This window comes from Brevibacterium sp. AGC70 (assembly GCF_057334195.1).
The window spans coordinates 104,089-116,812 of sequence record NZ_JBHFIH010000014.1 but is presented as its reverse complement, the minus strand read 5'-3'; the positions used below and the strand labels follow the sequence as shown (position 1 = coordinate 116,812).

The window sequence follows — 12,724 nt, the reverse complement described above, 5'->3', positions numbered from 1 at the left end:
GGACGCGCCCTCGTCGGTGTCAGTTCATGGCCTACTCAGCCAACTGATGCTCAACCGTCTGCAGTGCAGCCGACCGAGCCTCAGCATAGAGGTCAGCAGCCTGAAGCTCAGTGAAGGTCGGGGTTGAGCTCAATGCCCTTGGACGAGCGGGAAATCGCCTCGACGGCGCCGGTGACGGAGTTGCGGCGGAAGAGGATGTTGTTCTGACCGCTGAGTTCGGAGGCCTTCACGACCGTCTCATCGTCACCTGGAACGGTGACGCGTGTGCCGGCGGTGATGTAGAGCCCGGCTTCGACGATGCAGTCGTCTCCGATGGAGATGCCCACACCGGAGTTCGCACCCAGCAGGCTGCCGTTGCCGATCGAGATGCGGTGAGTGCCGCCGCCCGAGAGGGTGCCCATAATGGAGGCACCGCCGCCGATGTCGGAACCGTCGCCGACGACGACGCCCTGGGAGATACGTCCTTCGACCATCGCCGAGCCCAGCGTGCCGGCATTGAAGTTCACGAAGCCCTCGTGCATGACGGTCGTGCCCGGGGCCAGATGTGCGCCGAGGCGGACGCGATCGGCATCGGCGATGCGGACACCGGAGGGTATGACGAAGTCGGTCATACGCGGGAATTTGTCCAGACCGAAGACGGCGACGGGACCGTTGGCCAGCAGCTTGGCGCGGGTGGCTTCGAAGTCCTCCGGAGAGCAGGCGCCGGCGGATGTCCACACGATGTTCGCGAGGTGACCGAAGATCCCGTCGAGGTTGACATCATTGGGAGCCACCACACGGTGAGACAGCGCATGCAGGCGCAGGTAGGCGTCGGCGGCTGAGGCGGGACCGGCGTCTAGGTCGATCGTCGTGGTCACGACCTCAGTTCGAGTGCCGCGGGCTTCATCGGTGCCCACGAGGGCATCGAGCCCGTCGGTGTTCGTACGGGAGACGGCGGCCTCCTCGGCGGCGTCTGGAGTTTCTCCCGTGCTCAGGGCGGGGTACCAGGCGGTGAGGACTGAGTCGTTGTGCAGGGTGGCCAAGCCACGCGCGGAAACTATGCGTTCTGTCATGCCACCAAGACTAGTCGCTAGCGGCAGTACTAGGCTAAGCGGTATGACTGTCGATCCATCTGCTGAGACCGAATCCGTTTTCACCCCCACCGGTGACCTGGCCGATTACCTGTTCGAAGCACTCAACAACCCTGCCGAGCTCACAGGTCGCCTGTGTGCCATCGAATCGGTCTCCGGCAATGAGACAACGATCACCGATGCTGTCGCCGAGGTGCTCAACCGCATCGGTGCGGGGCCCGGACCGGACCTGGAGATCCTGCGCGACGGAGACACCATCGTCGCTCGCACCCAGCTGGGGCATTCCGAACGCATCGTCGTCGCCGGGCACCTGGACACGGTGCCGGTGGAGAACAACCTTCCGGCTCGGCGCACGCACCTGGACGGTGCCGACTACACCGCCGACGAGGTCATCTGGGGCAGAGGTGCCTGCGATATGAAGGCAGGTGTCGCGATGGCGCTGGTCACTGCCGCGGCCCTGCGCGAACCGAACCGTGACGTCAGCTGGGTCTTCTACGACCACGAAGAGGTCGACGCCTCCCTCAACGGACTCGGACGAGTCTCACGCAACCACCCCGACTGGTTAGGCGGTGATTTCGCGATTCTCGGAGAACCCTCGAACGCTTCCGTCGAGGGCGGCTGCAACGGCACCATCAGGGTCAACGTGTCCACGACCGGGATCCGCGCCCATTCCGCACGTGCCTTCATGGGAGTCAACGCAATCCATGCCGCCGCAGAAGTACTGAGACGCTTGGCCGAGCACCAAACCGGGACCGTGAACGTCGACGGACTCGACTACCGTGAATCCCTGTCCGCTGTCTCGATCTCCGGGGGAGTCGCGGGCAACGTCGTGCCCGATGCCTGCACAGTCGCCGTGAACTACCGTTTCGCCCCAAGCAAGTCCGCGGCCGAGGCAGAGGGGTTCCTGCGCGAGTTCTTCACCGGCTTCGACGTCATCGTCACGGATGCGGCAGAGGGTGCCAGGCCCGGTCTCGATCGCGAGATCGCTCAGGACTTCATCGACACTCTTGGGCTCTCACCCGCACCGAAGCTGGGATGGACCGATGTCTCGCGGTTCAGCGCGCTGGGAGTGCCTGCAGTGAACTTCGGGCCAGGCAACCCCCTGTACGCCCACAAGTCCGATGAGCATGTCGCCGTCACGGAGGTCGAAGAGGCCACCCGGACGCTGCGCGAATACCTCGAAGGGCGCTGAGCCCCAATGGGCGTGCACGATCCGGCTGCCGGCGGGCCAGCCACCAACGAACCAGCCACCAACGATCCGGCCGTGGTCGAATCCCCGACCGATGACCCCGCACCCATTGACGCGGCGTTCTACAGCAAAGGGTCCCTGCGCCTGCGCGGCTCTCAGGTGCCCACGACCACAGCGGACCAGAGCCTTCTCGAATCCCGCGACACCTCCGACTGGGTCCACCAGGACCCCTGGCGAGTGCTTCGGATTCAATCCGAGTTCGTCGAGGGGTTCGGCTCCCTGGCAGAGATCGGACCGGCCGTGTCGATCTTCGGCTCGGCCCGACTGAGCGCGGACACGCAGGCCTATCAGGATGCCCGTGAGATAGCCCGGAGAATCGCCGCCCGTGGCAACGCAATCATCACCGGCGGCGGGCCAGGGGTCATGGAAGCCGGGAACCTGGGTGCCCGGGAGGCCGGGGGAGTCTCGATCGGCCTCGGCATCGAGCTGCCCTTCGAATCCGGACTCAACGACCACGTCGAACTCGGCGTGAACTTCCGCTACTTCTTCGTCCGAAAGACGATGTTCCTCAAATACTCGCGAGGCTTCGTCGTCATGCCCGGTGGCTTCGGCACTCTCGACGAACTCTTCGAAGCCTTCACCATGGTGCAGACCGGAAAGGTCACCTCGTTTCCGATCGTGCTCTTCGGCACCGCCTACTGGCAGGGACTTGTCGACTGGATGACCACGACCCTTTTGGCCGAAGGCACCATCAGCGACCGAGACATGAACCTGTTCACCCTCACCGATGACATCGATGAAGTCGTCGACATCATCGGCACCGCCATCGCCGAAGACGGAGACCGACAGTGAGGGATGCAGCGCAGCCAAGCCCCCACCTCGGCGGTTTCCACCTGTCACAGGCACGGCCGGGCAATCCTGCCATCATGGCCGTGATCAACAGGACCACGGACTCGTTCTACGAATCCGCGTCCACAGCCGAAGAGGCCATCGACGCGGTCGCCGCAGCTGCGCAGGAAGGTGCGCACATCGTCGACATCGGAGGAGTGCGGGCCGGCCGGGGCCGGGAGATCTCCGTGGCCGAGGAGATCGACCGTGTCTGCCCCGTCATCGAGGCCGTCGCGCACAGTCACCCCACCATGCTCATCAGCGTCGACACCTGGCGTCACGAGGTCGCCGAAGCGGCCTGCGCGGCCGGCGCCGGACTGCTCAATGACACCTGGGCCGGTGTCGATCCCGAGCTGGCATCCGTCGCAGCGAAGAACGATGTGGGCATCGTCTGCTCGCATACGGGCGGTCTGTCTCCGCGCACCGATGCCCACCGCAATCGATACGGTCTGACCGCAGGCGAAGTCGTCGGCCGGACTCTGGCCGGAGTGATCGGGCTGGCCGAGGCGGCACTGGACGCTGGTGTCACGGCCGAGAAGATCATCATCGATCCGACACCTGACTTCGGGAAGAACACCTATCAGTCACTGCGGCTGCTTCGTGAACTTCAGACGTTCACCGAGACCCGATTCCGAGTGCTGCTGGCAATCTCTCGCAAGGACTTCGTCGGCGAGGCCATCGGCGACGTGGAACCGTCGCAGCGACTCCACGGAACGATCGCGGCCACCGCACTGGCCGTAGCCAAGGGTGCTGCGATGATCCGCACCCACGACGTCCGCGCCACTGCAGACGCCCTCGCTGTGACCCTGGCGATCACCGGAGATGCGGTACCCAAACACACCGTGCGCGGCCTGCGCTGAGCCGGCGAGCCCACTGTGAGAAAATGACCGTATGCCATTGTGGATTGTGATCGGAGTGGCCGCAGCGATATTCGTACTCGTGATCGTGCTGGCGGCAACATTCAACGTCTTCTCCGCCGAATCCGCTGAGGAGACCGAAGCGGCGTGGGAGCCTCTGCCCCACGACTTCACACCTGAGGATCTCGACAGACTCTCATTCCGGCCCGCCCTGCGGGGCTACCGCATGGAGGACGTCGATGAAGCGATGAGAGTGCTGCGCACTCGCATCCACGAGTTGGAAGCCGCACGCGGGCAGCAATGAGCAGAGCCCACGACCTCCCCGGAATCACCCTCGCCCCTGAAGTCTTCAACTCCTCCCGCTTGTCACGATTCGGCACCCTGTTCCTCACCCTGCCCGTGTGGGTGCAGGCCATCGCCGTCTACTTCGTCTCACGAGTCGTGAGCATCTCGATCTTCGCCGCCGTCCTCAAGCGCCAGGACCCGGCGAACTGGTCCTCAAGTCCTGTCACCACCACCCTCAACGACTTCCTCAACTTCTGGGACGGCGGCTGGTACGGCCGAGTCGCGAAGGAGGGCTACCCGAGCATCCTGCCCACTGATGAGTCGGGAGCGGTGACGGAGAACCAATGGGCGTTCTACCCGCTGCATCCGGCCGTGGTCGGCAACCTCTCGAGCGTGACCGGCCTGAGCTACGAGGTGATCTCTCCGATCGTCTCGACAATCGCAGCCGGACTCGCCGCTATCGTCATCCTTGCGCTGTTTCGCAGATACACGGACCCGGGACAGGCCCTGACGGGTCTGGCCCTTGTGATGTTCTTTCCCCCGGCCGCCATCTTCTCCACCGGGTATGCGGAGTCTGTGACGCTCCTCCTGCAGGCCACCGCGCTCTTCCTCGTCGTCGAACGCCGCTACCTGAGCGCGATACCCGTCGTGTTCCTGATGGATCTGTCTCGCCCCATCGGCGTCGCTTTCTCCTTCTTCATGCTGCTGCACCTCATCGATCGATTCGCTCACCGCAAGCAGGATGCGTATCCCTTCGCCGAGGTGGTCCGATCCTGGTCCTTGGGTGTGCTCTCCTGCGTCGCGGCGCTGGTCCACCCCGCCCACGCGTGGTTGACGACGGGATCGTTGACGGCGTACACGGACACCGAGGCGGCATGGCACACGGGGGAGTCGACCTACCTTGTGCAGTGGTTGGCTCAGGCCAACAGTCTCATCGGTCCGCTGGGCCCGGTGCTCCTCTTCGTCGTCATCGCAGGAATGTTGGCCCTGATCTTCTCCCCGGCAGGGGCCAGGATGGGCCGGACCCTGCAGTACTTCTGTCTGGCCTATGGTGTCTACCTGCTCATCTTCTTCACTCCGCAGACCTCGACCCTGCGACTGCTGTTGCCGCTGTTCCCGATGGCACTGACCCTGTCGCTGGTCCGCTCTCGGGGGTACCGGGCGGCGGTGCTGTGCGCGTTCGTCCTGCTTCAGATCGTGTGGGTCGCCTATCTGTGGCACTTCACTCCACCGGCGGATCTGCCGCCCTGACAGACAAGCTCAGATGTCATAATTCGATCGGGTTACCCGTCCTTGACCGGATCGTGGAATAATCGTGTGTACAACATTCGGTCCATCGAGAGTGAACCGTCTTTGCATAATCAACGGAAGGAAGAGCCCACATGGCAGCCCAGAAACCCCGCACCGGCGACGGACCTCTGGAAGTGACCAAAGAAGGTCGAGGCATGGTGATGCGGCTCCCAGTCGAGGGCGGAGGCCGTCTGGTGATCGAACTCAGCAGAGACGAAGCCACAGATCTGCACGACACCCTGGCCGAGACCTTGGGCCAGTGAGCAGCACAGCACATTTTCCCAGCTGAGCAATCAGCTCAGCGAACCGAACAGCAGAGACTTCGCAGAGTCTCTGCTGTTTCCGCATTCACCGCCGGGTCTTCTGCACCATCAGCAGGCCCTGGCCGATGGGCAGCAGGACGCGTTCGAGGCTTTCCTGTTCGGCCAGCCGGTTGAGCAGCCCCCGCGCCGCCTGGGTCCGCGGCGAACGGTCGACGGGATCGGCCACGCCGCCCTTGAGCAGCGTCTGGTGGATGACGAGAAGCCCGTGAGCGTCGAGCAGACGCAGCGCAGGTTCGATCATGCGTTCGAGGTTGGTTGGTTCCGAGTCGATGAAGACCATGTCATAGGCGCTCGGTGCCAGACGTTGGAGGACGTCTTCGGCACGCCCGCTCATCAGGCGCAGACGGCTGTGTCGGATGCCTGCCATGTCGATGAGATCGCGGGCGGCACTCTGAGCTGTGGAGTTCGTGTCAATAGAGGTCAGGATCCCTGCATTGGGCATTCCCCGCAGCAGCGCCAATGTCGAAGTGCCGGCACCAGTGCCGACTTCGACCGCGGCGACAGGTGTGAGCAGACGGGCCAGAAGAGTCAGCGTCGACGCCGTCGTCTGCGACACCGGGGACAGGCCGTTCTCGTGTGAGAGCGCCCGCGCGGCGTCCAGGAGCGGATCGGGCCCGTTGTACTGTTCGGAGAAGGTGAGATCACCTGCGTTCTCGCGTGACAATCGGCCCTCCCTTTCGGCTGATATTTGGTTCCAAGTCTAACCGCTCCCGGGATCGATTCCGTGGGTCCGCCACAGCTCCTCGAGATCTTCGACGTCGACGAAGGCCGATCTGCTGACCTTCTCATGTGTGTGCGGGGTGCCCTCCTCATCCCAGTGTTCGCGAGCCGCGGGAAGCAGAGCCTCAGGCAGCACTCCAGCGGCGTTGACGACCCTCCACCAGGTGACATTCGAGCCGAATTCCTTCATCACCCGCCCGACGTAGCGCGGTGAGCAGGAGGCGACCAGTCCGATGGTCCCGTAATTGACGACGCTGCCCTCCGGCACGAGTTCGACGATACGCAGAACTCGTTCCACAACCACCTCGTCCATTCGCGCAGCTCCCTCCTGTGGCATGTGTCCGATTCTGTGCTGACCGTGAGTCGAGCCTACTGCGGTGCACGGTAGACTTGTTCCCATGTTGGGTATCAACGGCACCGAGATGTTGATCCTGGTGGTAGTCGCTCTTGTCGTCATCGGGCCCAAACGCCTGCCCGAATACGCGCAGAAGCTGCGCGACCTGGTACGCCAGATGCGTCGCATGGCCGAGGGCGCGAAAGACAGTGTGCGTCGCGACTTCGGGGACGATTTCAATGACGTCGATTGGCAGAAATTGGATCCACGCCAGTACGATCCACGCCGGATCGTACGAGAGGCTCTCGTCGAAGAAGACTCAGCCATCCGGGAGTCGAAGCTTCGGGAGCAGTCGACGGCGGGCAGCGACAAATCCGCTCAGGCGATCGATTCTGAAGGCTCCACAGACGTCGCAGATTCCGCTGCCGAGTCCCGCCCGAAGACCCTGTCGCCGATCGAACGCTTCCAGGCTCAGACCGTCCTGCGTGATCGCTCAGTCAGCGCGCCCTTCGATACCGAAGCGACCTGAGTCAGAACGACCTTAATCAGGACAACCTGGATCAGGACAACCTGAGTCAGAACGAGCAGACGGATCAGACCGGGCTGAGGCCCAGAGATCGTCCGGACAGACCGCGCGAGCGATGAGCCAGCGACGAAGCCAGAGACGCGAATTCCCGCGCGGCAGGGGAGTCCGGTTGTCCCAGAACTACTGGCGTCCCCGAGTCCGAACCTTCGCGGACCTGAGTATCCAGCGGCACCTGAGCCAGCAGCTCGACCTGAGAACCGATCGTCTCGGACAGATTCGCGGCCACCTGGGCGCCGCCTCCGGAGCCGAAGACATCCAGTCGAGTGCCATCGGGCATCTCCATCCAAGACATGTTCTCAATCACACCAGCCAACCGCTGGTCGGTCTGAGTCGCGATAGAACCTGCGCGTTCGGCGACCTGCGCGGCAGCCTGCTGAGGGGTGGTGACGACGAGGAGCTCGGATCCCGGAAGCAGCTGAGCCACAGAGATCGCAATGTCGCCGGTGCCCGGAGGCAAGTCGAGAAGGAGCACGTCGAGGTCGCCCCAGAAGACATCGGTGAGGAACTGCTGGAGGGCGCGGTGGAGCATCGGTCCGCGCCAGACGACGGCCTGGTTGGCCGGCACGAACATGCCGATGCTCATGACCTTCACATCGTGGGCGACCTGCGGAATGATCATGTCATCGACCCGGGTCGGCTTGCCGGAGAGTCCGAGCATGGCCGGGATCGAGAATCCGTAGATGTCGGCATCGACGACACCCACCCGCAGTCCGCTCTGGGCCAGGGACACGGCGAGGTTCGCAGTGATCGACGACTTGCCGACGCCGCCCTTGCCTGAGGCGATGGCATAGACCTTCGTCAGGGAGTCGGGTTTGTTGAATGGGACTTCGCGGCTCGTGCCGGCGCCCTGGAGCTTCTCGCGCATCGCGGTGCGCTGCTCGGGAGTCATGGTGCCGAGGACTACCGACACCTCGGTGACGCCCTCGACCTTCGACACCGCCGCCGTGGTGTCCTTGGTGATCGTGTCCTTGAGAGGACAGCCGGAGATCGTGAGAAGAACGGTGACGGTGACCTTGCCGCCGTCGATGCTGATGGACTCGACCATGTCGAGTTCTACGATGCTGCGGCGGATCTCCGGGTCGATGACGCCCGTCAGAGCTTCCCGAACGTTGTCCTCGGATGGCCCACTCATGTGCTCACGTCCTTTCTCTTCCCGATCAGTGTTCTCGGGGCCTTCAGCCTACCTGTTCGTCATCGGGGCGGTCACTTCTGATCGGATTGTCCTCAGGTGCCTTTGCGTCCTCTTCCAGTTCCTTGAGTAGGTCCTTGAGCTCGGAACGGATGAAGTCGCGCGTGGCCACCTCACGCATGGCGATGCGCAGAGCCGCGACCTCACGTGCCAGGTATTCGGTGTCGGCGAGGTTGCGTTCGGCGCGCTGCCTGTCATGTTCGAACTCGACACGGTCACGGTCTGTGCTGCGGTTCTCTGCCAACAGGATCAGCGGTGCGGCATAGGAGGCCTGCAGTGACAGGATCAACGTCAGGAGTGTGAAGTTCAACGACCGCGGATCGAACTGCCAGGACTCGGGCAGGAGAGTGTTCCAAATCAGCCAGACGGCGCAGAACACGGTCATACCGACGAGGAACGCGGGAGTGCCCATGAACCGGGCGAAGCCCTCGGCACCACGACCGAAGGTCTCCGGTGACATCGCGATGTTGGGGAGTCTGCGTTTGCTTGAACGGGGAACGTCGAAATCGTCAGCAGCCACGGCTATCCCCTCCTGAGATCATCACGACCGGTGACCCGCCAGTCGTCGGGCAGCAACTCGTCGAGGACATCGTCGACGGTGACAACACCGATGAGGTGGTCGTTCTCGTCGGTGATCGGCACCGACACCAGATTGTACGCCGCCAGCAGCTTGGTGACCTCGCCCAGCGGCGAGTCCGGAGGCAGCGCCTCGACCTCCGTGTCGAGCATGATGCCGACCGCCTCGTGCGGAGGATGTCGCAGCATCTCCTGAATATGGACGATGCCCAGATACTTGCCCGTCGGAGTCTCGATGGGCTGTCGGCAGACGAAGACCGCTGCTGCCAGTGCCGCGGGAAGATCCTCCCGTCGGACATGGGCCAGCGCCTCGGCGACGGTGGTCTCCGGGGTCAGGATGACCGGTTCCGTGGTCATCAGCCCACCGGCGGTGTCGTCGTCGTAGGACAGCAGGGTGCGTACGTCTTCGGCGTCGTCGGGCTCCATCAGGGCGAGGAACCGTTCGGCCTGCTCATCGCTGAGCTCGCCGAGGAGGTCGGCCGCGTCATCGGGCTCCATCTCCTCGAGGACGGTCACCGCACGTTCGGTGTCGAGGGCGGAGAGGAGCTCGACCTGCGTCTCATCGGGCAACTCCTCGATGACATCAGCCAAGCGCACGTCGTCGAGGGCGCGGGCGACCTGGAGTCGACGTTCGGGCTTCATCTCGAACAGAACGTCGGCGAGGTCGGCGGGCTTCGTATCCTGGTAGGCCGCAATGAGCTGCGTGGCCTCCTGGTCGACGTCGGAGTCGGCAGGATGTTCGGTGTCCGACCAGGAGATCTGCATCGTCTCACCGCGCCGTCGGAAGGCCGAGAACGCACTGCGTTCCTGGACTCTTCGCACAAAGAGGCGAGTCACCTCCCAGTCCTTGTTGACCTGCTGTTCGATGCCGACGTCTTCGATTTGGATGGGGGAGTCGTCCTCGCGCAGGCGCAGACGACGGTCGAGGAGGTCGTTGATCACCAGCGTCTCCGAGCGGCGCTGTTCGAAGCGGCGCATGTTCACCAGTCCGGTGGTGATGACCTGACCGGAGTCGATTGAGGTCACCCTGCCCATCGGCACGAAAACGCGTCTGCGACCGGGAACTTCGACGACGAGGCCGATGACCCGAGGAAACTGCCGCATGGTGGCGCGGTAGACGATGACGGCGTCTCTCACGCGCCCGACCTGGTCCCCGAGAGGGTCGAAGACAGGGACGGCGATGAGGCGCGCGACGAAGACTCTTTTCGGTGGACCACTCATGATCTCAAGCCTACGGGGTCATGGACCTGGTGTGAGCGAGGCGGCGCAGATCGAGATCGTCGAGCTCCGCCATTCCGACATCACTTGTTGTTCATTAACGGGCCGTGCCGCGGCCACACAGGAGTCTCACAGCCTCCCTAGGGTCTTTTCTCGGCAGAACTTCCCACTACCGAATACAAGGAGACCATTATGTCTGAAAGACGAATTCGTCCGCGTGTGGTGACAGGAGTAAGCGCCTGCGCCGCTCTCGCCCTGATGGCGCCGCTGGTGGGCGCAAGCTCTGCAGCGGCCGCCGATTCCCCTGCCGAACTCTACGAAGGCCACGTGCAGGTGGACCGCGGCAAGGCCGATGACCCTGAGACTCTGCGGGGTCAGGTCTTCGATGACGTCAACGAGAACTCGAAGCTCGACGGAGACGAAACGGGCATCGCCGACGTCGCCGTGACCAACGGCATCGACGTCGTGCAGACTGACGGCAAGGGTTCCTACGAGCTGCCCGTTCGTGACAATATGACGGTCTCCATCACCCAGCCGTCCGGCTGGCAGGTCCCGGTCGACTCGGACAATTTCGCGCAGTTCAGCTACAACCACCTGCCGAAGGGGTCGCCACAGCTCAAGTTCGGTGGAATCAAACCGACAGGGGACACCCCGAAGGCCGTGAACTTCCCGATGATCGAGTCATCGGCAACCGCCTCGGCGAAACAGAACTGCGCAATCGCCTCCGACACCCAGGCCTATGACAAGACCGAAATGGGCTACGCCCGTGACGGTGCCGTCGGCGACCTTGCCGATCGTGACGACTACAAGGGCTGCGGAGTCCTCCTGCTCGGAGACAATGTGGGCGATGACCTCAGCCTCAACGACGAGCTCCGCGACATCTACTCTGAGATGAATGGTCCGGTTCGTGCTGCTCCCGGCAACCATGACCAGGACTACGACTCCCCGGACGACGCCCACGCACTCGATACCTTCCGTGACCAGTTCGGACCCGGCCACTTCTCCTACGACGTCGGCAAGACGCACTTCGTCGTCCTCGACAGCATCGAATACTCGGGCAACCAGTCGACGAAGAAGTACAAGGAGAAGATCGGAGCAGAGCAGCTCGAATGGCTCGAAAACGATCTCAAGAACGTGCCGAGCAACGCCCACGTCGTCATCGCGACCCACGTGCCGATCGTCACTCACAAACAGGTTGTCGCCGAGGACGCCAAAGAATTCTATGACGTCATCTCCGACTACCCGAATGCGGTGACCGTCGGCGGTCACACGCACACGCAGGAGAACCTCGTGGCCGGTGAACAGCGCAAGGAATGGGCCGACGAGGGCATCGACACCCTTCCCAACACCCAGATCGTCGCCGGTGCCGTCTCCGGTGACTGGTACTCGGGTGGACTCAACGCAGACGGGCTGCCCTACTCCTTCACCGGTGATGCATCCGAACCGGGCGTACAAACCCTCGAATTCGACGGCTCCGACCGCAGCGAACGCTACACCGTCCGCAACGAGTCCGATGACCACCAGCTGCTGCTGGGCGTGAACTCACCAGAATGGCGCGATTGGGCACAGAAAGCACAGGACTGGCAGGACGCAGACAAGGCAGGTGAAGAGCCAGAGGCGATCTCCGAGCGCGTCGTGACCCGCGAGGACCTCAAACAGGGCGACTCCTGGCTGACATCGAGCTTCCTCGCCGGCACATCAGATGCTCGGGTCGAGGTCAGCTTCGACGGCAAGTCGAATACCGTCGCCGAGCACACTCAGCCTGGTAAGGGCGAGTCGCTGGCGAAGGGCTGGGAGTACACCGATCCCTACACGGCCTCGCAGAACCTGCGGACATCGGGCAGCGTCGGACAGTCAAGCTCGCACCTGTGGCGAGCCGAGCTGCCGACTCATCTCGACCTCGGCACCCACAAGGCCGAAGTGACCGGCACGGACCGCTACGGTCGTGAGTACACGGAGACCATCCGCTTCACCGTTGTCGAGGACGAAGCCGCTGCGGCGCAGACCTCGAAGAAGCAGCTGGCGAAGGACGGCTTCAGCACTCAGCAGGAGAAGAAGGTCGACGAAGACGACCGTAAGGGACTCGACTCGGACGAGGCACGCCAGGCGGACTCGAACTGATCGGTTCCCCTGAGCGAGACTGCTGAAACAGGGCGAGACTTCTGAAGCAGATCTGCACCTGTTGGGGGGGGGGGGGGG

Annotated in this window: 14 protein-coding genes; 8 read left to right on the top strand and 6 right to left on the bottom strand. The window is 63.4% G+C overall.

The window, feature by feature from the left end; genetic code table 11:
• Positions 1-107: 107 nt before the first annotated feature.
• Positions 108-1,052: a 2,3,4,5-tetrahydropyridine-2,6-dicarboxylate N-succinyltransferase gene (gene dapD / locus ACE03M_RS10670; protein WP_485933924.1), complete on the bottom strand. Its 945-nt coding sequence runs from the start codon at positions 1,050-1,052 to the stop codon at positions 108-110.
• Positions 1,053-1,095: 43 nt separating this feature from the next.
• Between dapD and dapE the strand changes: the two genes are divergently transcribed.
• The 6 genes from dapE to ACE03M_RS10640 all read left to right on the top strand — a co-directional run bounded on the left by dapE (position 1,096) and on the right by ACE03M_RS10640 (position 5,842).
• Positions 1,096-2,262: a succinyl-diaminopimelate desuccinylase gene (dapE, locus tag ACE03M_RS10665; protein WP_143921378.1), complete on the top strand. Its 1,167-nt coding sequence runs from the start codon at positions 1,096-1,098 to the stop codon at positions 2,260-2,262.
• Positions 2,263-2,268: 6 nt separating this feature from the next.
• Positions 2,269-3,111: an LOG family protein gene (locus ACE03M_RS10660; protein ID WP_485933923.1), complete on the top strand. Its 843-nt coding sequence runs from the start codon at positions 2,269-2,271 to the stop codon at positions 3,109-3,111.
• Entirely contained in the window at positions 3,108-4,007 is a 900-nt protein-coding gene (gene folP / locus ACE03M_RS10655) for a dihydropteroate synthase (protein ID WP_222103577.1), read from the top strand. Before ACE03M_RS10660 ends, folP begins: the two co-directional genes overlap by 4 nt.
• Before the next feature lie 31 nt (positions 4,008-4,038).
• Positions 4,039-4,308, top strand: coding sequence for a DivIVA domain-containing protein (locus tag ACE03M_RS10650; protein ID WP_143921380.1), 270 nt, complete (start codon positions 4,039-4,041; stop codon positions 4,306-4,308).
• Positions 4,305-5,540: a hypothetical protein gene (locus ACE03M_RS10645; RefSeq protein WP_485933922.1), complete on the top strand. Its 1,236-nt coding sequence runs from the start codon at positions 4,305-4,307 to the stop codon at positions 5,538-5,540. The genes ACE03M_RS10650 and ACE03M_RS10645 overlap by 4 nt, the downstream gene beginning before the upstream one ends.
• Positions 5,541-5,671: 131 nt before the next feature.
• Positions 5,672-5,842, top strand: a complete 171-nt coding sequence (locus ACE03M_RS10640; protein ID WP_009881711.1) for a DUF3117 domain-containing protein — start codon at positions 5,672-5,674, stop codon at positions 5,840-5,842.
• 85 nt (positions 5,843-5,927) lie between these two features.
• On the opposite strand, the gene ACE03M_RS10635 is transcribed toward ACE03M_RS10640, so the two are convergent.
• Both ACE03M_RS10635 and ACE03M_RS10630 read right to left on the bottom strand, forming a co-directional pair.
• Entirely contained in the window at positions 5,928-6,566 is a 639-nt protein-coding gene (locus ACE03M_RS10635) for an O-methyltransferase (protein WP_485933921.1), read from the bottom strand.
• Positions 6,567-6,602: 36 nt separating this feature from the next.
• Positions 6,603-6,959: an MGMT family protein gene (locus ACE03M_RS10630; protein WP_260847996.1), complete on the bottom strand. Its 357-nt coding sequence runs from the start codon at positions 6,957-6,959 to the stop codon at positions 6,603-6,605.
• 61 nt (positions 6,960-7,020) lie between these two features.
• Between ACE03M_RS10630 and ACE03M_RS10625 the strand changes: the two genes are divergently transcribed.
• The gene (locus ACE03M_RS10625; RefSeq protein WP_485933920.1) at positions 7,021-7,485 is read left to right on the top strand and encodes a twin-arginine translocase TatA/TatE family subunit; all 465 of its coding nucleotides are present in this window, start codon (positions 7,021-7,023) and stop codon (positions 7,483-7,485) included.
• Positions 7,486-7,549: 64 nt separating this feature from the next.
• Here the strand turns inward: ACE03M_RS10625 and ACE03M_RS10620 are convergent, their stop codons facing one another.
• From ACE03M_RS10620 to ACE03M_RS10610, 3 genes are read right to left on the bottom strand one after another with little or no spacing between them, the layout of a single operon-like run.
• Positions 7,550-8,674, bottom strand: a complete 1,125-nt coding sequence (locus ACE03M_RS10620; RefSeq protein WP_143921384.1) for an Mrp/NBP35 family ATP-binding protein — start codon at positions 8,672-8,674, stop codon at positions 7,550-7,552.
• A 43-nt stretch (positions 8,675-8,717) separates the two neighbouring features.
• Positions 8,718-9,251: a DUF1003 domain-containing protein gene (locus tag ACE03M_RS10615; RefSeq protein ID WP_143921385.1), complete on the bottom strand. Its 534-nt coding sequence runs from the start codon at positions 9,249-9,251 to the stop codon at positions 8,718-8,720.
• A 2-nt stretch (positions 9,252-9,253) separates the two neighbouring features.
• Positions 9,254-10,528 (bottom strand): magnesium transporter MgtE N-terminal domain-containing protein, encoded by a 1,275-nt coding sequence (locus ACE03M_RS10610; protein ID WP_143921386.1) that lies wholly within the window; start codon positions 10,526-10,528, stop codon positions 9,254-9,256.
• Positions 10,529-10,717: 189 nt separating this feature from the next.
• On the opposite strand from ACE03M_RS10610, the gene ACE03M_RS10605 reads away from it, so the two are divergent.
• Positions 10,718-12,646, top strand: coding sequence for a calcineurin-like phosphoesterase family protein (locus ACE03M_RS10605; RefSeq protein ID WP_143921387.1), 1,929 nt, complete (start codon positions 10,718-10,720; stop codon positions 12,644-12,646).
• Positions 12,647-12,724 lie beyond the last annotated feature (78 nt).

Coding starts and splice junctions, on each gene's coding strand:
- dapD (WP_485933924.1), bottom strand. CDS start 1,052: ATGACAGAACGCATAGTTTCCGCGCGTGGCTTGGCCACCCTGCACAAC.
- dapE (WP_143921378.1), top strand. CDS start 1,096: ATGACTGTCGATCCATCTGCTGAGACCGAATCCGTTTTCACCCCCACC.
- ACE03M_RS10660 (WP_485933923.1), top strand. CDS start 2,269: ATGGGCGTGCACGATCCGGCTGCCGGCGGGCCAGCCACCAACGAACCA.
- ACE03M_RS10650 (WP_143921380.1), top strand. CDS start 4,039: ATGCCATTGTGGATTGTGATCGGAGTGGCCGCAGCGATATTCGTACTC.
- ACE03M_RS10645 (WP_485933922.1), top strand. CDS start 4,305: ATGAGCAGAGCCCACGACCTCCCCGGAATCACCCTCGCCCCTGAAGTC.
- ACE03M_RS10640 (WP_009881711.1), top strand. CDS start 5,672: ATGGCAGCCCAGAAACCCCGCACCGGCGACGGACCTCTGGAAGTGACC.
- ACE03M_RS10630 (WP_260847996.1), bottom strand. CDS start 6,959: ATGCCACAGGAGGGAGCTGCGCGAATGGACGAGGTGGTTGTGGAACGA.
- ACE03M_RS10625 (WP_485933920.1), top strand. CDS start 7,021: ATGTTGGGTATCAACGGCACCGAGATGTTGATCCTGGTGGTAGTCGCT.
- ACE03M_RS10620 (WP_143921384.1), bottom strand. CDS start 8,674: ATGAGTGGGCCATCCGAGGACAACGTTCGGGAAGCTCTGACGGGCGTC.
- ACE03M_RS10610 (WP_143921386.1), bottom strand. CDS start 10,528: ATGAGTGGTCCACCGAAAAGAGTCTTCGTCGCGCGCCTCATCGCCGTC.
- ACE03M_RS10605 (WP_143921387.1), top strand. CDS start 10,718: ATGTCTGAAAGACGAATTCGTCCGCGTGTGGTGACAGGAGTAAGCGCC.